At 58.5% G+C, this 21,421-nt stretch carries 12 protein-coding genes and 3 pseudogenes; 12 read left to right on the plus strand and 3 right to left on the minus strand.

From position 1 onward, the window contains the following. Positions 1-437: 437 nt before the first annotated feature. From QCM77_RS35795 to QCM77_RS35825, 7 genes and pseudogenes are all read left to right on the plus strand, one after another. Positions 438-671: a hypothetical protein gene (locus QCM77_RS35795; RefSeq protein ID WP_275173721.1), complete on the plus strand. Its 234-nt coding sequence runs from the start codon at positions 438-440 to the stop codon at positions 669-671. A 114-nt stretch (positions 672-785) separates the two neighbouring features. Next, complete coding sequence (locus QCM77_RS35800; RefSeq protein WP_280096100.1) at positions 786-1,679, plus strand: SctD/MshK family protein; 894 nt, start codon at positions 786-788, stop codon at positions 1,677-1,679. A 33-nt stretch (positions 1,680-1,712) separates the two neighbouring features. Then, the gene (locus QCM77_RS35805) at positions 1,713-2,252 is read left to right on the plus strand and encodes a hypothetical protein (protein WP_280096101.1); all 540 of its coding nucleotides are present in this window, start codon (positions 1,713-1,715) and stop codon (positions 2,250-2,252) included. Positions 2,253-2,254: 2 nt separating this feature from the next. Then, entirely contained in the window at positions 2,255-2,683 is a 429-nt protein-coding gene (locus tag QCM77_RS35810; RefSeq protein WP_280096102.1) for a histidine kinase, read from the plus strand. A gap of 9 nt (positions 2,684-2,692) precedes the next feature. Next, positions 2,693-4,810 carry a type III secretion system export apparatus subunit SctV gene (gene sctV / locus QCM77_RS35815; protein WP_280096103.1) on the plus strand — a complete coding sequence of 706 codons (2,118 nt, stop codon included), beginning with the start codon at positions 2,693-2,695 and terminating at the stop codon, positions 4,808-4,810. Between the two features lie 100 nt (positions 4,811-4,910). After that, a complete protein-coding gene (locus QCM77_RS35820; RefSeq protein ID WP_280096104.1) occupies positions 4,911-5,426 on the plus strand; it encodes a tetratricopeptide repeat protein in 516 nt (171 codons plus the stop codon). A 270-nt stretch (positions 5,427-5,696) separates the two neighbouring features. Next, a pseudogene (locus QCM77_RS35825) lies at positions 5,697-6,215 on the plus strand (transposase); the annotation flags it as partial. Positions 6,216-6,639: 424 nt separating this feature from the next. Here the strand turns inward: QCM77_RS35825 and QCM77_RS35830 are convergent. Further along, positions 6,640-7,498 (minus strand): annotated as a pseudogene (locus QCM77_RS35830) (TauD/TfdA dioxygenase family protein). Between QCM77_RS35830 and QCM77_RS35835 the strand changes: the two are divergent. After that, entirely contained in the window at positions 7,395-7,610 is a 216-nt protein-coding gene (locus QCM77_RS35835; RefSeq protein WP_280096119.1) for a hypothetical protein, read from the plus strand. The pseudogene QCM77_RS35830 and the gene QCM77_RS35835 overlap by 104 nt on opposite strands. Before the next feature lie 388 nt (positions 7,611-7,998). On the opposite strand, the gene QCM77_RS35840 is transcribed toward QCM77_RS35835, so the two are convergent. Continuing rightward, positions 7,999-9,246, minus strand: coding sequence for a pectate lyase family protein (locus QCM77_RS35840; protein ID WP_280096105.1), 1,248 nt, complete (start codon positions 9,244-9,246; stop codon positions 7,999-8,001). A 674-nt stretch (positions 9,247-9,920) separates the two neighbouring features. Between QCM77_RS35840 and QCM77_RS35845 the strand changes: the two genes are divergently transcribed. Then, positions 9,921-10,100, plus strand: a complete 180-nt coding sequence (locus QCM77_RS35845) for an FMN-binding negative transcriptional regulator (protein WP_280096106.1) — start codon at positions 9,921-9,923, stop codon at positions 10,098-10,100. Between the two features lie 1,029 nt (positions 10,101-11,129). Here the strand turns inward: QCM77_RS35845 and QCM77_RS35850 are convergent. Then, a complete protein-coding gene (locus QCM77_RS35850; protein WP_280096107.1) occupies positions 11,130-16,691 on the minus strand; it encodes a trifunctional serine/threonine-protein kinase/ATP-binding protein/sensor histidine kinase in 5,562 nt (1,853 codons plus the stop codon). A gap of 1,018 nt (positions 16,692-17,709) precedes the next feature. Between QCM77_RS35850 and QCM77_RS35855 the strand changes: the two genes are divergently transcribed. From QCM77_RS35855 to istB, 3 genes and pseudogenes are all read left to right on the plus strand, one after another. Continuing rightward, a complete protein-coding gene (locus QCM77_RS35855) occupies positions 17,710-18,552 on the plus strand; it encodes a hypothetical protein (protein WP_280096108.1) in 843 nt (280 codons plus the stop codon). 522 nt (positions 18,553-19,074) lie between these two features. Next, positions 19,075-20,616: an IS21 family transposase gene (gene istA / locus QCM77_RS35860; RefSeq protein ID WP_148774855.1), complete on the plus strand. Its 1,542-nt coding sequence runs from the start codon at positions 19,075-19,077 to the stop codon at positions 20,614-20,616. 19 nt (positions 20,617-20,635) lie between these two features. Next, positions 20,636-21,358 (plus strand): annotated as a pseudogene (istB, locus tag QCM77_RS35865) (IS21-like element helper ATPase IstB); the annotation flags it as partial. Positions 21,359-21,421: the final 63 nt, after the last annotated feature.

The following is a 21,421-nucleotide window of genomic DNA, read 5'->3' on the forward strand; positions in this document are numbered from 1 at the left end:
GCACAATGACGATGTGGAGATTGCCTTCATCGGCATGATCGAAATTAAGATAGGAGAACGCGATGCGCATTCCGTCAAGCGCCGCTGTGCACGTTGATACCAATCTCCGTGCGGCCCGCGGCGACAAAAGCAACTCGCACATGCCCGGCACGCATGAGAATGATGGTGCGCCACGTGCGCATGATGATGGTCGATCGTCTGGTACAACCAGCCCTGCAAATGGCGCGTCCAGTCCGGACGATAACTCGCAAGATGCGCGTTTGCAGCAAGCGTTCACAGCTGCTCTCGGGTCCGTCGGTCTCCAACTTGTAAATAGTGCGTCAGCGAGCTTCGACGAAGCCATCGCGGAGACAGAGCAGGATTCCTGATGTTGGACTTAGGGCGTCAGGATATAGGAGCCGCTAAAGCGGCAATATTCGAAAACTAGGAGAAATAGTATGACTGGCAAGACAAGTGCGACTAACACCTCGACCGCAGGCGGCGCGGCTGGTGCGGCTCTCGCTGGAGGAGCTGACGCGATCACTCAGGTCGGGGCACAGGCAGCGTTCGACAAGCAACTCGCCGCTCTGACTGCCGTTAGCACCCAGGCGGCCGAGAGGGATGTTCAGCTTCGCACGCTTACAACGTCGCTTTCGACGATCAAGAAGGTGGCTGATGAGCGGGTGCAGTAACGGACAAGTTGGACGACATCGTCGCCCCACTTTTCGGGTGTGAATTGTCAGCGAACTCGAAATCAGCCGTACGGCATTGCCGTACGGCTGCTCTCGCTGTTAAGGAGACCGATTGTGCATGAACCGGACTGCCTGCATTTCGAAGTGCTATCGGGACTTTATTCCGGGCTGACTGGCAAGGCAGGGCCTGGATCGAGCCTTATTGGCAGTGGCTTCGATGCCGATTTCGTCTTCATCGAACAAGGTCTCGAACGGCAACACCTTCGCATCACCCCACATTGCGATTCGATTCAGATCGAGGCCCTAGCCAGTCAAATCCGCGTCGAAGGTCACGAGACAATTTCCTCAAACGAGCGCGTTGTTGTTGCCCTCCCAGCCGTTATTCATGCGGGCGCAATGTCCATTCGCTGGTCGATAGAGGGCTCCAAACAAGCTGGCTCTCTCGACGGCTGGCGTGTATCGATTGCCGCACTTGCGATTGTCCTCATAAGCTCTGTGGCGATCGGCACAGTCTCAACTCTTTTCGTCCACGCCGACACCGCTGCGGTCCTCAGCACCGATTCGCCCCCGGCCGTAGAAGTTGCGCCCAAACCGGCGCTCAGCGCTCCTGATGCTCTAACGACCGATGCAGCTGCCGAACGGCTGCAAGAGGAGGTTGATAGAGCGGGTCTTCTCAACATCAAAGTCGGTTCTGCGCCGGATGTTGTCACCGTTCACGGCACCATTACGCCCGCCTCTGTTGCAAAATGGCAGGACGTCCAGCAACGGTTCGATCACCATAGTAGTGGCGCTTATACGCTCCTCAACACAGTAGCGGTCAAGGAAGAGAAGATGCCCTCCTCAATTGCCGTTCAGGCTGTATGGCGCGGAACGGATCCTTATCTCGTCATTGGCGACCAAAAGTACTTCTTGGGCGCGCTGTTGAATAATGGATGGACCGTCGATCGGATCGAGGCGGGACGCGTGCTGCTGAGCCGGAACGGCCGGCTTGCTGCCCTCCCCTACTAGAGTTTCACCCTCGCAGGTCAGAAGGAATTTATCATGACTAGGCTGCCCCGGCATTCTGTAGAGCCTCGCACCTCCTTTCAGAGGATCGACCTCGGCGATCATACACCTACCGTTCAGCCGACCATCTCTCAAGCCGATGGCATCGAGATCGAGGCGGCGCAAGTAGATGATGGCAAGAGGCACGCGCCAACTTTTCGGGATAGGCCGTCGCAGGAACTGCCGGTTGGGGCCATAATCGAGGCCGCGGTGGAGATCGACTCTGTCGATCCAGTCTCGCGCGTCAATTTCGACAAGACGCGCAGCCAAGTGGGTGAGACCGCGCCATGTTCAGAACTGGCTCGGTTGAATGGCCCCAATCTCGCAGGCAACCTGCTCTCGTTCGTCACGCCGCACTTACGTCATTGGGACGTTCTGCGTGCAGACAAACATGGCCTTCTTCTCGAAACTCTGGCTGTTGCGCTGTCGGCGGCGCCAGAGGATTCGGTGTCACGTGAAGGGATCGGTGTGCTGCAGCAGGAGCTGCGGCGGCTCGTTCTGCTCCGGCAGAATCAGAATGGCTTAATCAAAGGCTAGCAATGGCCGAGGTTGACCGAGGGCAACACCTCACGCGTATTCCACCGCCAAACGTGTCCAAAGACCGTGAGGTGCCGCTGATCTCTGAACAGGAGCTTGAGTTGCTCTGCGCGCTTTCCTATGTCCACCTTGCTTGCGGGAACAGCGCCGAAAGCTTGGCTCTGCTGCGATTCGTGGCTCACGAACGCTCTCAGAACGTCGACCTGCTGCGCATTCTGGCCTACGCTCTAGTCTCAGAGGGCAGCGGCCATGAAGCACTGGCGGTATTGGATAGGCTGGACACTTTTGACGGCCAGCCGTCTTCGCGCCTGCCTCTGATGCTCTTGCGCAGTCACGCCCTGCGCAAGAGTGGCCGCATGGCTGAGGCGCGAGCCACCTTTGCACGCTATGTTTCGTTGCGGGGCAGCGCAATTCGGTTCGAACAACAATAGGGGCTGCTCATGGCCAACGTCCTACGCAACCTTATTGCGCGCGCGCCGGCCCATCCGGACTTGATGGTCGCGTTGGTTCTGCTTCTGGCGATCGCCCTGATGATCATACCGATCCCGATCGTAGCGATCGACACGCTGATCGGCTTCAACCTTGGCGTGGCCATATTGCTGCTGATGGTCGCCCTGCATCTCAACACGCCAGTCGACTTTTCGTCCTTGCCGGGCGTGATCCTTATCTCTACCGTCTTTCGTCTGGCGCTTACGGTCGCAACGACGCGGCTGATTCTCGCTGAGGGTGATGCCGGTAGCATCATTCACACTTTCGGCGACTTCGTCATATCGGGCAACATCGCCGTCGGAATTGTCATATTCCTAATCGTGACGATGGTGCAGTTCATGGTTCTCGCCAAGGGCGCCGAACGGGTCGCAGAGGTGTCGGCGCGCTTCACACTTGATGCGCTGCCCGGCAAGCAGATGGCGATCGACGCGGAGCTGCGCAACGGCCACATCGATCAGCACGAAGCCCGCAGCCGGCGCGCCGTGCTTGAGCAAGAAAGCCAGCTTCACGGCGCCATGGACGGCGCTATGAAATTCGTCAAAGGCGACGCCATCGCCGGGCTGATAGTCATCTGCATCAATATGCTAGGTGGGATCAGCATCGGCCTGCTTTCCAGGGGAATGTCGCTCGATGAGGCGCTGCATCAATATACGCTGCTGACCATAGGTGATGCGCTAATCTCGCAAATTCCGGCGCTGCTGCTGTCGATCACAGCCGCAACTATCGTCACCCGCGTCAACGGGCCCACCAGGCTCAAACTCGGTGCCGATATCGTCAACCAACTTACAGCGAGCACACAAGCACTACGGCTGGCAGCCTGCGTGTTGCTTGTGATGGGACTCGTGCCCGGTTTCCCCCTGCCTCCATTTGTTATCCTGGCCGCATTCTTTGCCGGCGCGAGCTATTACAAGGTTGGTACGCAAAGTGGGAAGATAGCCGCCAAAACGGACGCCGGTGTCACCGGTTCGAGCCCGGGCCCAACACAAGCCGAGAAGCAAACCGTCCCTACGGAGGCACTTCCGATCGCGCTATTCCTCGCACCCAATCTGACACATGCAATCGGCAAAGGGGAGCTCGAGCAATGCATCGGACGCGTTTCGGCGCTGGTCTCAGCCGATCTTGGCATCACCATTCCACGCATCCCCGCCCAACTCGATCAGCGCTTAGCTGAGTCGCAATTTAGGGTGGATGTCGAGGGAGTCCCCGTTGAAGCGGATTTCGTTGATCCGGCGCAGCTCATGCTTAACGATGACGTGGCGAACATTGAACTGAGCGGTATCCCGTTTCGGCAGGAGACGGACACAAACCGGATCTGGATCGAACAAGAGCATGCGCCGGCTCTCAAAGCCGCCGGAATAGGGTATCATAGTCCGAGCGAACTCGTCGGCTTACGCGTCCATTCGACATTGACACGGTACGCACAGCGCTTGCTGGGCATTCAGGAGACGCGTCAATTGCTCAACCGGATGGAGCAGGAGTACGCCGATCTGGTGAAGGAGGTGCTACGCACGACGCCGGTTCCCCGGATCGCCGACGTCCTGCGCCGCTTACTGGACGAGGGCATCCCCATTCGCAACACCCGCCTGGTGCTGGAGACGCTGGCCGAATGGAGCGAACGCGAGAAAAGTGTCGTGCTGCTCACCGAATATGTTCGCTCCGGTCTGAGTCGGCAGATCTGCCATCGCTATGCCAATGCCCACCGTGTCGTGGCCGCCTTTATCATCGAGCGGGAAACTGAGGAGATCGTGCGTGGTGGGCTGCGTGATACCGCTGTCGGCCCCTACCTCGTCTTAGAGGATTCGCAAACCGAGAAGCTGCTTTCCCAATTCCGTCGGATCCATGCAAGCATCGCATCGGGTCAAAGCCGGCCGGTCATTCTGGGTTCAATGGATATCCGGCGTTTCGTCCGCGGTTTTCTCACCCGCAACAGTATTGATCTACCTGTTCTGTCCTACCAGGATCTCGCCTCCGATTTCACGATCCAGCCGGTTGGATCCGTCAAGCTCACGGCAGCCAAGGAGACGGTTCCGTCAGCGGAACGTCGCGGCCCGGTTGCCGCGGCCGGTTGATGGAGCAGCAGTTGATCGTGGGATGGACCTGATGAGACAACCACAAGCAGGGCAGCAGCTGCGCTCCATTGGCGCGGGCTCGTGCTCTAGGCTCCTCGCAGTGCTCGCTGTTCTGCTGGTCGGCGGTTGCACTAGCTTGGATAAATCATCTATTGGAGCAGCGGAGGCGCCAAGACCAGAGTTATCAGCTACCAAGGATGTCGATCCTGCCGTGCGCGAGCGCGTTGTGCACGCATTTCGCCAGGATGCTGGTGAGGACACTCTGCGCGCTGCTTTAAGCCAACGGCCCGGCAACGTTGATGTTGCGATCCCTCTTGCGCGGGCCTTACTGGCGCGAAAGCACGCGGATGAGGCGCTTCAGATACTGGACAGCGTTTTGATTGCCACACCCGGTGATCTGCGTGCACTGAACGCGAAAGCCGTGGTCCTCGACACCGAGGGACGCCACTCTGAGGCCCAAGCGCTGTATCAACGTGCACTTGCAACGGAGCCAGACAACGAGATGTTGCGCAACAATCTGAACCTTTCGCTCGCACTCAATGGCAAAGCCGACAGCGGAAACGCCAGTTTGCGTGCGCCGTCCGACGAGGCTCATCCGTTGATAGACTGGAAATAACCAGCGCCTCAGACATGCGCTGGCATCGCTAACCGCCGTGAGCAGGACGTCGGCTGCATCGTCTCCATCCTATTTGCCGAGCACGCGCTGCAGTGCCCTTAGTACGGATCGTCTGTTGTTCAGATGCGGTGGCATTTGAGATTGCAGGGATTTGGGGGTCGAGAACCCCAAACTTGCAGTTTCGTTTTATGGATTCATTTTCGGGGCGGAGCATAATTCTGTGCCGGGACGATGCGGCCGAAGAAGCACAAGACGACGTGATCGAACGATCTGTTCCGGGCTCGGCTCGACCAGATCATCAATCTGAAGCACGAGCTGGTTCTGCTTGCCGGCAAGATCGATTGGGACTGGATCGACGGCGAGATCGCGCCGTTCTACAGCGAGAACGGCCGGCCGGGGATTGAGACCCGCTTCATGACCGGGCTGTTGTTGCTCAAGCACATTTACCGGCGGTCCGATGAGGGGGTCTGTGAGCGCAGGGTCCACGACCCGTATTTCCAGTACTTCACCGGCGAAGAGTTCTTCCAGCACGCGTTCCCGCACGAGCGCTCGGATCTGCGGGTCGGCGACAATCTGGAGTTGCTGCTGGCCGAGAGCCTGCGGGTGGCGCACGAGGCCGGCGCGTTGCGCAGCCAAGACCTCAAGCGGGTCACGGTCGACACCACGGTGCAGCCGAAGGCCATCAGCTTTCGGACTGACGTCAAATTGCTGCATGCAGCAATCCGAGGGCTGAACCGCCTGGCAAGCAGGCACGGCGTCAGGCTGCGGCAATCCTATTCTCGCGTGGCGTCGCGGGTGTAGGCGCTATCGAGGATCCACCAATTCGACCATACATAACTGTTCGCTCTCTTATTTTTTGCATTGAGTTCAGGCCGGCGAGGCGCGGCAGATCCCCATAAAATGCTTAGTTGACGACTAGCTTACGAAGACGTTCTCCCGGACGCACAAATCAATCAGAATTGCCTCAAGTCGACGAAATTAGGTTGCTGCCCTGCTTGACGACACCCCGCGCATCTGTTCTGCGGGGTACGCCGGACGAAAAGAAAGAGGGGCCGTTTTGTGGATCGAGGCGGCGGGGCCTGCTACGGCAGCTTCGGCTCCAAGTCGACGGGCTTGCCGCAAGGATTGTTTCATGCCTCTGCGTACGCAAACAGTCTATTCGCGCGAACATGCGATAAGAGCCGTGCATTGCCGGTAAGTTCGCCGAGCCATGCTAGGCAACCTTCGCGGAGGGATGCTTCGTCGTCTTGAGGCGCGTTACACTGCATCGGCCGTCGACGCTGACAGGCGCGTCACCATCGATTGTGGCACGATGGACGACGCGATGCTGGTCACCGTAATCGTTGACCGCATAATGCTGCGTTGCGCGGTTATCCCAAATTGCGACATACCCTCTTTCCAGCTCCAGCGCACGGTGTTTTCGGGCGCCGCGATATGAGACTGGAATAGATCGAACAGCCTCTGACCGTCGCGCTTTTGGATATCGATAAACCTTTGCACCAGATCGCCGAGCACCAGCGCGCGCTCGCCGGTCTCGGGATGTACACGGACCACAGGATGCTCGGTCTCATAGATCGTTTTAGTAAAGACCTCATCAAAATGTTTCTGGTCGATTTCGCGAACACGGCAGGTCCCGGCGTAATCGAAGGCGTTGCTGTGAACGGTCCAGAGTTCGTCGGCAAGCCGTTGGATGGGTCGTGGCAGATCCAGATAGGCGGACACAGCGTTCGACCAAATCGTATCGCCACCGGACGATGGGACCACAACAGCTCGCAGCACCGCAAGTTTGGGATAGGCCGCGAGAAACGTTCCATCGGCGTGCCAAACATCAGCCCGGCTACCTCCGCGCGCGGAATCAAGCTCGATGATCGAGGTCTTTTCATTGATCGCACCGAGTGTCGGATGCGGCACCAGCTTTCCAAACAAGCAGCAAAGCGCTCCTGCTCCGCGTCATCAAGATGCCCCTGATTGAAGAAGATCACCTTGTGCTCGAGCAGCAAGCTGTTGATCGCAGTGATGGCTCGGCTCGGTAAATCACCCGAGAGCCTGATATTTCCGATTTCAACACCGATGCGCGCTGCGCGCTTGACGACGTCGGTCGGTGGAATGACCCTATCAATCGAGGCCGTTTCTTTCATTGCGATCTCTTCCAAGCTTTGCGGATTCTTCAACAATAAGGGTTAGGGTCACTCGGTTTCGAAGGCGAACCTCGCGCTACGGGTACTCTCGAGCAAGCACCATGCCAGTCGGAAAACGAAGCTGTGAAGGTCCGTCAGCTAGCTGATCGGATGAGATAATTCGAACAGTTGCCAGGAACTCGATGCTGCCCCCTTCCTCTTTCCAACCCGAATCCGTCAAAAACCGGACGGATGCATTTGAGGCGAGCGCCTGGGTCGGCGGGGAAAGGCATAGGGCGCATAATCGACAGGAATTGTACCGCTCGGCACCCGAAGAGAAAGGCCGTACGGTCCTCGTGCAACGTCGGGCAGTGCCGTTCTCGTCCAGTATGCGCCTTCCACTCAACTGTTTGCGGCATTCGGCCAAGTCTCGAGCCGCATCTGCGAACGAGCCATCACCGGCTCCCAAGGTGTCCGGGACCTGCCCTGGCCGTAATCACGGCCGGAACATCATCCGCTCGAAATGGAAGAGGAATAGACGAGCTTGGAAGATCTCCAAACGATTGAACTACGGTTTCATCCAGGCGAAAGCCATTGAACCGCGGCACTGGGATGGCGATGTTCTCGATGCACCGGCGTCCGAGCACGGTGAGGCAGATGTTCTGCATGGCCCCGCTGGCTTTGCCTAACAAACCAAAGATATGTCCAGTCCCGGTCTTTATAGGTGTTTCAATGTTGTCAAAGTAGTTACCCTCGATCAGTGCTTGCACAGATGATCCAGCATCCACTGCATGGAAGAATCCGCCGCTTTGTTGGGCATTCGTATTGTGGAAATAATTGTTAACGAGATGAATAACGGCGTGCGCACCGTCAATGTGCGGCGCCCGCCCCGAGATCTCATGGAAATAATTATTTGCGATAGTGATCGTCTGCGGGACACCGAGAAATAGGAGATTCCAATAGTGCTCCCCGTTGCAATAGGAGGAATAGGTATCGCTGCCATCGAAGTCGTTCCAAGAAATCGTAATATTCGTCGTAGGGCCAAAGCCGCCGGCGATCATCTGTCGCCCGATATTATGAAATCGGTTGTGATCGATCCAAACCAGGTCGGCTCGTGCAACTGCAATAGCATCACCGGCAAATATCACGCCTTGATTGACATCACTGATGGTCAGGTTGCGAATAACGACGTTGCTGACCCCATTCAGGCGCAGCCCCTTCCCTTTGATTGTAGCGCTCGGACCAACGCCGATCACTGTTTTGTTTGAGCCAATTTCCAGCGGGCGCTTGCCGGCCCGGTCGAAGCCGACCAACGTCTTCTCCTTGCCATCGCAATGCGCGTCGTTGCCATCTAGGAGGAGAAGGGACTCACGCTTGTAAGGTGCCGAACAAGCGCGGCCGTATTGGCATCCCTGCCCCTCGCCTCGCCCTTCCGTACCGGTAAAGTCTATGGTTCCGATTACCTGGATCTCGCGCGGACTATTGTCATTGCACTGCCCGAAGCTGTACGAACGACATAACTCATGATTCAGAGCTTCGGTTGATCTCACCTGAACTATCTCGCCTCCAAGGCCGCCCGTCGCTGCAGAGCCAAAGCCGTTGAGGGCTTCCGATCGCACATTGTTCGATCCGAGCACGGAAGAGATGCCGAGAACGACAGCAAGTCCGCCGAGCACGCGCAACGAACGCTTGATGTGCTCCATCGTGTCTTTTCTAAACATTAGCTCTCTCTGCTACCCGGAAATCCCCACGAGAAACTGGACTTTCGACCTGAAATGCTGAACTGGAATGGGCCATCGGCATGGGGCGTTAACGCCATCACATCGGCCTCAATAAGGCAGGAACGGAATATTGGAACCCTGCTAAACAACAGCCGAAGTGTGCAGCCGCAGGCTCCGTACCAACTGCGACGGATCTGGGTAGCCATTGAGCCACTCACGGCCGATGAAAGCAGCGGTCGATGCTTCGAGAGCTCGGTCAGAATGAAAGCAAGATGCTATCCCACGGCTGGCCCTAAGGCGCACGGCTCGAAGACGACGGCTGGACCAGCTTGCAAACGCTCTTCGATCTACCCCCTTCCACACATCATAGGTTAGCTGCCTCAGCGCCAGCGTGCGCGGAGGAATGAAACTACCCAGGTTGGCTCTTTCTGTGATCCGGCATGAGGCGCACCGCAGTTCAAATCAAGAGCCGCCCGGCTGTCCGTTGGGCTGCCGGGTGGCTTCGCCCATGTACACGCCGCCCGCCTTCCGAGTCGTCGACGACGCCGACCTTCATCGGAAAATGCGCGAGGCACGTCAGCGACACTGATGACCGCACTCACGAAGGTATTGTTGGAGCGATGCTGCCCGTAGTACTCGACGAGAGCGAAGGCTCCATGGGCACTATTTACGCGCGCCTGGCGCGTTCGAATCCGCAGTGGAAGCTGACGCCGACTGGCGAGGCCATGGCGATTTTCGCTGGGGCTCAGGCCTATATCAGCCCTTCCTGGTACGTGACCAAGCACGACACAGGCGAGGCCGTACCGACGTGGAACTCATGCGTACGCTCGAGTTGAGATGATGCCGATCGGATGAGGGAGGTCGTCACGCGGCTGACCAATATGCAGGAGCGCTCGGGCAAGACCGTGGGGCGGTCTCCGACGCTCCTGCCGATTTCATCAAGCGGAGCTCAAGGGGATTGTCGGTCTGCCATTGCAAATTGCACGGCTCGATGCCACGCGGAAGATGAGCCAGAACCGCAATACGGCGGACCGCGCCGGCGTCATTGAAGAGCGTCGTGCGGCTCACCTCATTCCGAAATGATGACGAACCCGAACGGCTTATTGTAAACGACCCGGTGCCACCTGGATTTTCTCGACTTCTTCGACTGCTCTCCGTCTGCACAACGACGTGCTGGCGGCGGTGGGTTTCTGCTCGCGTCAGGTGCCTTACGCAGCACAGAAGAGTGCATGATGCCATCGAACGCGCGCCGTTTGCCGCGAGCGGCAGCCGTGGCGCCCAGGCTTTGAGGCCAACCCCGGAGAAGAAAAGCGATGCACCAGTGGCAGCCCATGGGATGGTTCGCAGCGCATTGCAGCAATGCTTTGCATTGAGATCGGATTTACGAGCGCGGCGCCGCTCTTTATTGTCAAAGCACCCTCTTCCCAACCAGTTCAGCACGGACTCTTGTGATAGGGTTAACCTGATCCGCCCCCGAAGCTCTGCTTAAGCTCAGGCGAGGGTTGCATGCAACTAAAACTACTTTCCGGATTGATATCGCCCTTCCAGCTCAAATAACGATGCTTTGAATGACGATTGCCGTCGCATCTCGAACACTGCGTCTGCAGGTTTCGTCTGATTGCGCTTGATGGCTCGCAATTCTCTAGAGAGATTTGCAAAGAGCCAGCGAGCGTCTGGAATCTGACATTGCGGTCGGATTGCAGATTTTCTGACAGTTCGCGACAATCAGCGGTCGCGCCAACAGTCCCGACGGCAGCAAGAAACGCGAATATCTCAACTTATCAAGGTCGCGCAGCTTACTTCTGTCATGATGATCGGGGCTCCCGGAGCACCCCCTGCTCGACGATGCACTCGACCTAAGACGCTCAAGAGACCTGTTCCGCCCGATCGAGGCCCTCCGGCGCAACGGGCATGCTGAACTGAAAGACGGCTCCGCGAGGATTATTGGCGCCCGCCCACATTCGGCCCCCGTGCGCCTCAATAATAGAATGGCAAATGGCCAGCCCCATGCCCATGCCTTCGGATTTGGTGGTGTAAAACGCCTCGAACACGCGGTCTGCGCTGTTTGGATCGAGTCCTGGACCCGTATCCCTAAAAGCGACCACTACATTATTCGCGCCATCAGTCCGCGTAGCGATCAGTAATTCGCGCTCGCCTTCGTTGATCTCGCTCATTGCCTCGATGGCGTTCGTGATCAGATTGAGAATCACCTGCCGCACCTGAACGCGATCTGCTCGAACGAGCGGCACCGCCTCAGGACGTCGGGTTCGCACCCACACGCCATTTTTTGCGAGTTCCGCGCGAACTAGGGCCAGCACCTCTAAGATCACTTCGTCAATTGCAAGAAGCTCCGTTTGTATCGGAGCTTTATTCATAAGAGCGCGGATCCGACGGATCACGTTCCCGGCGCGCATACTGTCACGGGCAATCAAACCGAAGGTCTGCCGAACTTCTTCCAGATTTGGGGGTTGAGCACCGAGCCAATTTAGCCCTGCCCCCGCATTGCTGCTGATCGCCGCAATCGGCTGGTTGACCTCATGGGCGATCGAGGCGGCCAGCTGTCCCATTGTCGTGATCCGGTTGGCGTGTGCAAGGCCCATCAAAGTTTCGCGATAACGCCGTTCGCTTTCACGGGCTTCGGCTTCCACTTTCTTTCGCTCTGTCAGATCGAGGACGAAGCCAACACCGTGGTCCTGTCGCTCATCGAATACGGCGAGGCCAATTAGCACCGGCACGCGGCTGCCATCCTTCCGAATATACTCTTTCTCGAACTGCTGAACAGCTCCGGTCCTTTTTGCTTCTGTCCGAGCATCCATTGTGCGCTCGTGCCATTCTGGAGGCGTCAGGTCGAGACCGTTCACTCGCCCTGCGAGAAGATCGCTTTGGTCGTATCCAACCATCGTGAGGAAGGGTTGATTTGCCTCGATGATCTCGCCCCCTTTGCGGATGATAAAGATTCCGATGACGTTAGCGTCGAGTAAACGCCGGATTTTCGCCTCCCGTTGCTGCACTTCGCTGTACAACCGACTGTTTTCCAGCGCTGTTGCAGCTTGAGAGGCAAGCATTTTCAACACCGAGTTGCGCGCAGCCGAGAATATGCGCGGGGCGAGATTATTCTCCAGATAAAGTACGCCGATCAGCTTGCCTTGCGTGATCAGTGGCAGGCAAAGAATAGAACGCGATTTGCGCTCGCGGATATACGGGTCTTCCGCAAATGAAGGCTGGGCGGCAGCATCTTCGAGAATGACGTTTTCGCGGACACGTAGGACGAAATGCAGCACGGACTCGGGAAGAGCCATCGGAGTCACGGGCTGTTCACCCACCTTTACAAGCAGCGCATCCGCTACCGTTGTGGCTTCCGCCTCGATCCGTGGCTCGCCCCCATCCAGCAGAATCAACAAACCTCGCTCGGCGCCAGCCTGCTCAATGGCAGTCCGCATAAGCGTGTCGATTAGTTTTTGAAGCACAATCTCGCCGGAAATCGCTTGCGACACTTTTGTCACCGTCGCCAGATCAAGATGCTCAACCGGAGCTCCGATCCTCATGCCATTCACGCCAAGAGTGGTCTCCTCATGGTTGAGATGGGGATTCAGCTCCTCGAGTTGACGCACCTTACCATCTGCTCCCCAACGAAGGTAGCCATGCCGGGCGTCCTGCAGGTAAACACGGGAGATCCTGTCAAAGCCGCGCGCTGCATAAAAGCGCGCTGCAAGTTCACAAGCGACCCCCTCGTGATGGGCGAAACCGTTACGTCCTGCGGTCTGGATTGAGTGTTCGTACAGTCGCATTGCGTCCGCATCCCGGCATTCCAGCCTCGCAATTTCAGCCCCGACCAAGGAAGCCCGATTGTCAAAGTTTTCGGGGCAATTCGTGGCCCATATCTGCAGCTGTCTGTGATGGGCATCAATCATCTCTCGATGTTGCTGTTGTTCGCTTTCACACAGCCTGTCGCAGTAACAGGAGTGAGACAGCGCGCCATAGAAGTGAAACTCCGCGATCAAGGCCTCTGTCGGGATGGTCCACAATCTGGGCTCTGCCTTCGAGCGAGCAGCAATAGCTGCAGGATAATCGCCGGCCAGAAACCGCGCCTGAAGTTTGCGAATCCAGTAGACGGTTTCGCTCGGTGACAGCTCCGGACTGCGTTCAAATGATCGCTCGATGTCCAGCTCGTCAAATTGCTGATCATCGAAGGAACCGAATGAGCGCGTGAGGCCGCGCATGGTTCTAATAATTGCGAGCTGTGCAGTCATGGCATCAGCAGCAAACTTGACCTTTCTGTTCCGTATCGTAGCAAGGTTTTTCTCTATCTCGTTCTGCACCTCTTTCAGGGGATCTCCTGCCATCATCATATTTGAGGTTAGATGAACCAAGCTGTACGCCTCATAGATGAAATCGCCGATGCTGTTCGCAGCTTCGAGCGCTCGCCGGATCAACACTCGTCCGTCCCTTAGGGGCTTCGTCCACGGGATCACGTTGCCTCCGATCGCCAAATAGACCGGAGCCCGGAAACGAGAGAACCGACCGCGATCAACCAGATCGCACGCAAGACGACCAAATTTATCAGCCGCGTGGTAGTCACCGAAGCGGCCCGCCGAGATTCGGCCCAGCCATGCGTAGTGGGTGCAAGAAGCATCAGTGTTGCCGTATTCGAGGCTGATGCTGACGGCTCTGCAGATGACCAGAGCGGATAAATTCACGTCCGTGAAACCTGCGGGCGGAAGAATCCGGGTCAAGACGGAAAGCGTGGCAAGCATGGTCTGATCTGTCATTTCAGGCAAACCAGCAAGCTCCTCGATCGCGCCCGGCACCTGTGACCACATCCGCTGATATTCGGCTAGTGTTTCCTGGTCCGTCGGATGCCGCGACCACTCGATCCCGACATCGCGAAGATATTCGAGACCTATGAGCACCGCTCGGCCGTGCTGACCGAGCGTCAAGTAAAGGTCGACCCGCAAACATGCGACCGCCGCTCGTTCGGGCGCGTTCAAAGCGCGCTTCGACAGCGCGGACAGGAGGCACTCCGCAATCTCCAGCCGGCCTACCAGGAATTCACATTCGGCCCGACTGGTTTCCAGTGCGAATGCGAGTTCGTGGCGCCTTTGCCACGAATCCTGCGCGAGCAGCGCAGCACCGACAGTGAAATATGTCAGCGCCGAGGCGTAGGCCGCCGACGCCCTGGCACGCTGCCCTGCGATTAAATTTAACTCCGCGAGCTGCTCTCGCTCCTGACCGGAAGCGATGAGCGCGACACCTCGATTGAGTTGACTGACAACATCGAAGATAGCCTCCTCACGTTTGTGCGCAGGGACATGTGCCGCAAGCATCCGACCGATCCGCAAATGGGCAGGAGCGCGCGAGGATTCCGGCACCAGCAAGTAAGCCGCCTCTTGAACGCGATCGTGGACAAAGCGGTAGACTGTTCCCTGGCGCGAGACCAGTTCCTGCCGGATCGCTGGCCATAGCCTCGCCTGCACCTGTGCCTGCGACGTTTCGAGCACGATCGCAAGCTCTGCCGTCTCGGCCATGTTGCCGAAACAGGCCAGCTGTTGCAGCGCGTCCTGCGTTTCGTCGGGGAGCCGGATGAGCTTACCAAGCATCAGATCGACGACGTTCTCGGTGTACGCTTTTGCGTGAATGCGCTCGAGATCCCAACGCCAGCGCGCCGGCTCGTGATCGAACGTTAACAGCTGCTCTTCGGCAAGTTCAGACAAGAATTGAATGGCGAAGAACGGATTGCCCATCGTCTTCTGATGCACCAACTTTGCAAGCGGGGCAGCGCGTTTTGGTCCGCAGCGAAGGGTATCCGCGACCAACTGCGCGACATCGCCTGCAGTGAGCGGCGAAAGCGTTATCTCCTCTAGATTTGCGTCGGCTCTCCTGATGGACTCGAGCTTGCGTTTGAGTGGATGGCCTGCATCAACTTCGTTGCTGCGGTAAGCTCCAATGACCAGCAGGTGCAGGTCCGACTGGGTCAGAAGATCCTCGATCAGGTCGAGGGTTGCGGCATCGTGCCACTGCAAATCGTCGAGGAAGAGCACCAATGGATGGGTCCGCCGGGCGAATGCACCAATAAAGCGGCGAAGCACGAGCTGGAAACGATTTTGCGCTTGCCGGGCTGGAAGCTCAGCAGGCGCGGGCTGCTCGCCAATGATCAGGCTCAGATCGGGGATCAATTCGACCATCAGCCGTCCATTCGCGCCGAGCGCCTCCCGGAGCGCTTGCCGCCAGGTCGCGAGTTCGCCCTCACTTTTGCTAAGAAGAGGCCGCACAAGACCCTGAAAGATTTGCACTAATGTCGCATAGGGAACATCGCGCTTCAGTTGGTCGAATTTGCCTGATGCCAACAGTCCGCGCGAGGGCACGAGTACTTTGTGTAGCTCCTGGACAAGCGAGGACTTACCGATGCCGGAGTAGCCGGCAACCAGCACCAACCTCGGCGCGCCGCTCTTCACCGCGCGATCGAAAGAGCCAAGCAAGGTCTCGATGTCGCGGGCTCTGCCATAGAGCTTCTCGGGGATGAGCAACCGATCAGGTGTATCGTCTGCGCCGAGCTCAAATTTCTCGATGCGACCGTGGTTGGCCCATGCTGCCAGACAGTGTTGCAGATCGTGCTCGAGGCCAGCGGCAGTCTGGTAGCGTTCCTCGGCGGTTTTCGCGAGGAGTTTCATCACAATCTGAGAGATTGGCTCCGGGAGGTTTTGCGATTTCTCGACAGGCGGTGTTGCTTTTCTTGCGATATGACAATGGATCCACTCCAAGGGATCTGAGCCCGTGAACGGCAGCGCGCCGGTCAGCATCTGATAGAATGTCACGCCAAGTGAATAGAGGTCACTGCGACAGTCGACTGAGCGATTCATTCGTCCGGTCTGTTCGGGCGCCATGTAGGGCAGCGAGCCGGCGATGAACTCGGCAGGCTCAGGCGGCACGCGCTCGCGGGAAAGTCGGGAAGCCAGGCCAAACCCAGTGAGTCGGACCTGTTCGTCAGGACAATTGACCAGAATGTGAGCGGGTTTCAGGTCCTTGTGGACGAAGCCGTGCTGGTGAAGTTTGCCCACGGCCCTTGTGATACCAACAGCGAGGCGCAGGAAGCGCTTGGGCTCCATGCGGATCCCGAGTAAATTTAACAGTGGCTCGCCGCATGGATCCTGCAGGACCAGCATAGTCCGACCAGCTTCCCGGATGAGTTCCAACGGCCGCACCGCCCATGCCTCGTCTAGCTCCTCCCTCAGCTCACATTCATGGGCGAGGCGGTCGAGCGTCGCTGGGTGTTCCGCTATGGGCCGCACGACAAGCACGACAGCCCTGCTGCCGTGGATTTGCTGGCGCCACGCACGGCAGAACGCGCGATCACCGTCCTCCCACAGGGGCTGGATGTCACTGTCGACATTTGAGCCGAACAGAGTTCGGCTGAGGGAGTCCCGCGGCATTTGCCCGCCCAGTATCAATAAGGATTGAGCCAAAATCTGACACATATGGGGCGAGCTTGTGAAGGGACTTCGCAAAAGGGCGCGAGTACCGATCAAGGCCGCCAAAGACTGGACCTGGCAACCAAGATGCGACTTACACACCCAATACGTCACAGTCTGATCGTGTCGATCCAGCCCAATCCCGCGCGCAGGCAGGCCTGCACAGCATCGGCAGCGGGCGCTCCCGACTGGGAATCGTGCGATGTGGACTGCTCAATTAGGTCCTGCGTCAGCTATGCCGCTACTGATCGTCTCGACGACGATCGCGGTTCTCAGGTTCGCACGCAATTAAGGCCACCGAAGCCGAAGCGGACATGGAGAAAACTCGCTCGGTTGCGGCCTGCGGTGGATCGTGAGGAACTTGATCAGCCACCGGAACTCGCAATCGGCTCTTATTTGTTGGGAACGGATAGCCGCGGGGCTGATCGCTATGCTACCCGAGAGCTTACGTTTTCCCGAACGCGGAATTGTCAGGAGCGCTGCCTCGAAGCAAAAAAGAAACGCAACATGAAAAAAAGGCCTTGAACCCCACTTAACGTCAGGTTGTAGCACTCAGCTCGCGAGCTTACGAAGTCTGTCTCTTCACGGAAGAGAGTGTGTGGATCCGATCAATTCAATCGACCCATGGAATACGGAATCTTGGGTGCAGGGGTACGCTGCTCGGCAAGAGCAGCAGCCGGCGAGGCAACAAGCGGGTAACATGCCCGCGGGTCTAGCCGGATTTGAGCAGCAGCTGAGCGAGCTGCACCTCAGCTCCTCTGATGAGCGCTCCGCAGAGGGGAGTTCGCCTGATGCGAGACCCGCAGACGGAGATGCGACCGCTGTGGGGGCCGAGGCATGCATCCAGCGCACTGATATTGGCGATTCCATGCGGTCGCGGTCCAACCCGCCGACCAAACTGTTCCGCGGCACGCGTTACGGCCTAGACGCCCCTCATGCGGACTCAAACAGCTTGCGATCCAGGCGATCGACATCATCAGTGGACGCGTATCAGGCTTCATCGGAGGCTCGTGAATCCTCCTCAGCGCCGCACAGCGAACGCCACCGACTGCTGCCGCGCTTTAAAGCAGGGGTCAAGGGCATCAAGAAAGCGTTGGGGCTAAGCAGCGGAAATAGGCTGTCCGGGGCTTCGACGCAGGAAGAGGTACTTTCGACAGAGCTTCGCATGTATTTCGCCAAGCGGCGTAGCGCGATTGAGCCCTTTGAGTCGGACAAAGTGCTTATTTCTAGGTTTATGAGGGCGTCCGTCGCCAGCGTGTTCATGCACACCGCCCAGAGGAATGCATCTCATTTACGCAACTTCAGTGCCTGGCTTAACGAGCACGAGAGAGGCCCAATTGCCGACCGGCTGAACGAGCCTGGGTTGAAGAACGATGCGCTGGATTATGCGCGGGAAGTGGAGCCCGCTGGCAGCAGAAACATCAAAGATCAAGTCATTGAGGCGTTGACAAATGTTCAGCAGTCCGATCTTCCACCAGCCGAGCTCTCAGGTGACGAGAAACTCATTTCCGAGTTCAGGGAGGCCGCCGAGTCCGCCGGCCGCGTGCGCAAGACTGTTCGTTGGTGGGTGGGGAATCTGCATAAATTCGTCATCTGGCTTCGCTCCAAGACCTTGACGCTGTCCAGCTTGCTTGACCGTCCTGATGAGTTGAAACAACTTGCAACACTCTATGTGGAGGAGGGTGGCACAAAAGATGTCCATCCGGTGTTGACAGTGCTTCGGGAGTTCCACATGGCGAAAGCCCAGGGACGCCCCGCAAATTTCAACCCCCAGCTACGACAGCGCTTGGCTGCCCCACCTGCCGTTGACCTGCGCTCATAACGAGGTTCAGGAGGGCAGCCGTACAAGCCGGAGTTCCCAAAAACACCATCGACAGTAGTCTCATACATGCAAAAAAATTCGCTAACTGGCTCCATGAAAACAACAAGGAGCCATTGGCTTCTCGGTTTCGCGATGCCACGCTTGCGGACGATCTCGATGAGTATAAAGCGCAAGGTAACGACCCTGAAAACCGTCTTCATTCGACGCTGAATCATCTCCGGAGGCTTGTGCCAGGGGGAGAAAACATTGGACCGATCGGGCCAGGCTCGCGTCTGATGGACCGCCGCCTCCTGCACCCGTATCCCGCAGACGCCCCCTTCATCAACGGTATGCTCGATTGCGGAATCCGAGGCAAAGCGGCCACCGATTCCGACGGAAGGCGGCCACCGATTCCGATCGAAAGCGACCACCCAATCCGAACGAAGGCGGCCACCCTGTTGATAGGGTGAGACGGGGGGGGGTTGTCGGCAATCTGAACGGGGCAAGGTCCCTCCTTTTGCGGTTCACGCAATGGGAGGTCCGATGCCCGCCGAGAGATTGCCGATGCGGAAGATTCGAGAAGTTCTACGCCTGAAGTATTCCTGTGGGACGAGCGATCGGGTGATCTCCCGATCGGTCGGGATCGGTCGCACGGCGATTGCGGAGTATGTCCGCCGCGCCGCGGTGATCGGCATCACTTGGCCGATACCGGAGGAGCTCGACGACACCGCGCTGGAGCGCAAGCTGTTTGCGCCGGCCGGCTACAACCCGCCGCGATCGAAGCCGCTTCCGGATTGGGGGCATGTCCATGCCGAGTTGCGCCGCCGCAGCGTAACGCTGGCGCTGCTGTGGGAGGAATACCGCGGCCATCATCCCGACGGCTACGGCTACAGCCGGTTCTGCGACCTCTACGTCGAATGGCGCCACGGGATTACGGCGACCATGCGACAGACCCACGCGGCCGGCGAGAAGCTGTTCGTGGACTTCGCCGGCGATACCGTGCCGGTGTTCGACGGGCTCACCGGGGAGGTTCGCGCCGCCAAGATCTTCGTCGCGGTCATGGGAGCGTCGAATTACACATTCGTCCAAGCTCGGTTCAGCGAGGCGTTGCCCGACTGGATCGGCGCCCATGTGGATGCGCTTACCTTCCTGGGCGGGGTGCCGAAGGCGCTCGTCTGCGACAATCTGAAGGCCGGGGTCACGACGGCGAGCCGCTACGAGCCGGGGGTCAACCGGACCTACCAGGATCTCGCGGCCCATTACGGCACCACCATCATGCCGGCGCGGCCGCGCAAGCCGCGCGACAAGGCCAAGGTCGAGGCGGCGGTTCTCATCGTTCAGCGATGGATTTTGGCGCGGCTGCGCAATCGGCGTTTCTTCTCGCTCGCCGAGTTGAACGTCGCGATCCGCATCTTGGTCGACGACCTCAATGCCCGCCTGATGCGCAAGCTCGGTGCCAGCCGCCGTGAGTTCTTCGACACCATCGATCGTCCGGCCCTGATGCCGCTGCCAGCCGAGCCCTATCAGTACGCCGAATGGCGCCGCGCGCGCGTGGCGCCGGATTACCACGTCGAAGTTCAGGGACACTTCTACTCGGTGCCATCCCGCCTGATCCGCCAGGTCGTCGAGGTGCGGGCCACCGAGGCTACCATCGAGGTGTTCCATCGCGGCACCCGCATCGCCAGCCACGCACGCTCGGGCTTGAAGCGCCGGCACACGACGATCCCAGAGCACATGCCGAGCGCGCATCGCCGATACGCCTTCTGGACGCCGGCGCGTCTGCTGGCCGCCGCCGAGAAGATCGGTCCGTCCACGGTCGCGCTGTGCGAGGCGATCATGCGGACAAAGCCCCATCCTGAGCAGGGCTTCCGATCCTGTCTCGGTATCCTGCGGATGGAGAGGACCTATGGGGCGCAGCGTCTCGAGGCCGCATGCCGCCGTGGTATCAGCATCGGCGCAGCGAGCTATCGGTCGATCGCCTCGATCCTCAAGACCGGCCTCGACAAGGCTTTCCTTCCCGACACCACCCCCGACGCCGATCCCATCCAGCACGGCAACATCCGGGGCCGCGGCTACTACCACTGACCAGCAAGAAGGAGACCTTATGCTCAGCAACCACACCCACGAACGTCTTGCCGCTCTCGGGCTCGCCGGCATGGCCAAGGCCTTCGATGATCAGCAACGCCAACCCGACGTCACCGCGCTGACCTTCGAGCAGCGGCTCGGCCTGATGATTGATCGCGAAGCAACCGAGCGGGAGAACAAAAGGCTCACCGTGCGCCTGAAGTTCGCCTCGCTACGGCAGACCGCAATCATCGAAGATGTCGATCTGCGCGCTCCGCGCGGCATCGACCGCGCCTTCTTTGCCAAGCTCGTCGATGGCGATTGGATCAGCCGCAAGCAAAATTTGCTCATCACCGGGCCAACTGGCGTCGGCAAGAGCTGGATCGCCTGCGCACTCGGCCACAAGGCATGCCGCGATAATCGATCCGTCTTATATCATCGCCTGCCAAGGCTGTTCGAAGCTCTTGCGCTCGCCCGCGGCGACGGACGCTATGCGCGGCTCCTCAAGACGCTATCGAGGGTCGATTTGCTCATCCTCGATGATTGGGGCCTCGCCCCGCTTACCGGCGAGCAGCGTCGCGATCTCCTCGAAGTCGTCGACGAACGACACCAGCGCGGATCGACCATCATCACCAGCCAGGTACCGATCGAAAATTGGCATGAGGTCATCGCCGACCCGACCATCGCCGACGCCGTCCTGGATCGGCTCGTCCACAATGCTCACCGCCTCACACTCAAGGGAGACAGCATGCGAAAGATCACTGCGCAGCGCGCCAATCTTGACGCAGCCAAAAAACCTGACCCAACTCCTCATGCCGGCAACGAC

The organism is Bradyrhizobium nivariense, assembly GCF_029846695.2.
In the GTDB taxonomy this organism is placed as follows: Bacteria; Pseudomonadota; Alphaproteobacteria; order Rhizobiales; family Xanthobacteraceae; genus Bradyrhizobium.

Excerpts from the sequence above, each read along its gene's own strand:
- QCM77_RS35850 (WP_280096107.1), bottom strand. The coding sequence starts at position 16,691 with ATGCCGCGGGACTCCCTCAGCCGAACTCTGTTCGGCTCAAATGTCGAC.
- QCM77_RS35805 (WP_280096101.1), top strand. The coding sequence starts at position 1,713 with ATGACTAGGCTGCCCCGGCATTCTGTAGAGCCTCGCACCTCCTTTCAG.
- QCM77_RS35840 (WP_280096105.1), bottom strand. The coding sequence starts at position 9,246 with ATGGAGCACATCAAGCGTTCGTTGCGCGTGCTCGGCGGACTTGCTGTC.
- QCM77_RS35795 (WP_275173721.1), top strand. The coding sequence starts at position 438 with ATGACTGGCAAGACAAGTGCGACTAACACCTCGACCGCAGGCGGCGCG.
- sctV (WP_280096103.1), top strand. The coding sequence starts at position 2,693 with ATGGCCAACGTCCTACGCAACCTTATTGCGCGCGCGCCGGCCCATCCG.
- QCM77_RS35845 (WP_280096106.1), top strand. The coding sequence starts at position 9,921 with ATGGGCACTATTTACGCGCGCCTGGCGCGTTCGAATCCGCAGTGGAAG.
- istA (WP_148774855.1), top strand. The coding sequence starts at position 19,075 with ATGCCCGCCGAGAGATTGCCGATGCGGAAGATTCGAGAAGTTCTACGC.
- QCM77_RS35810 (WP_280096102.1), top strand. The coding sequence starts at position 2,255 with ATGGCCGAGGTTGACCGAGGGCAACACCTCACGCGTATTCCACCGCCA.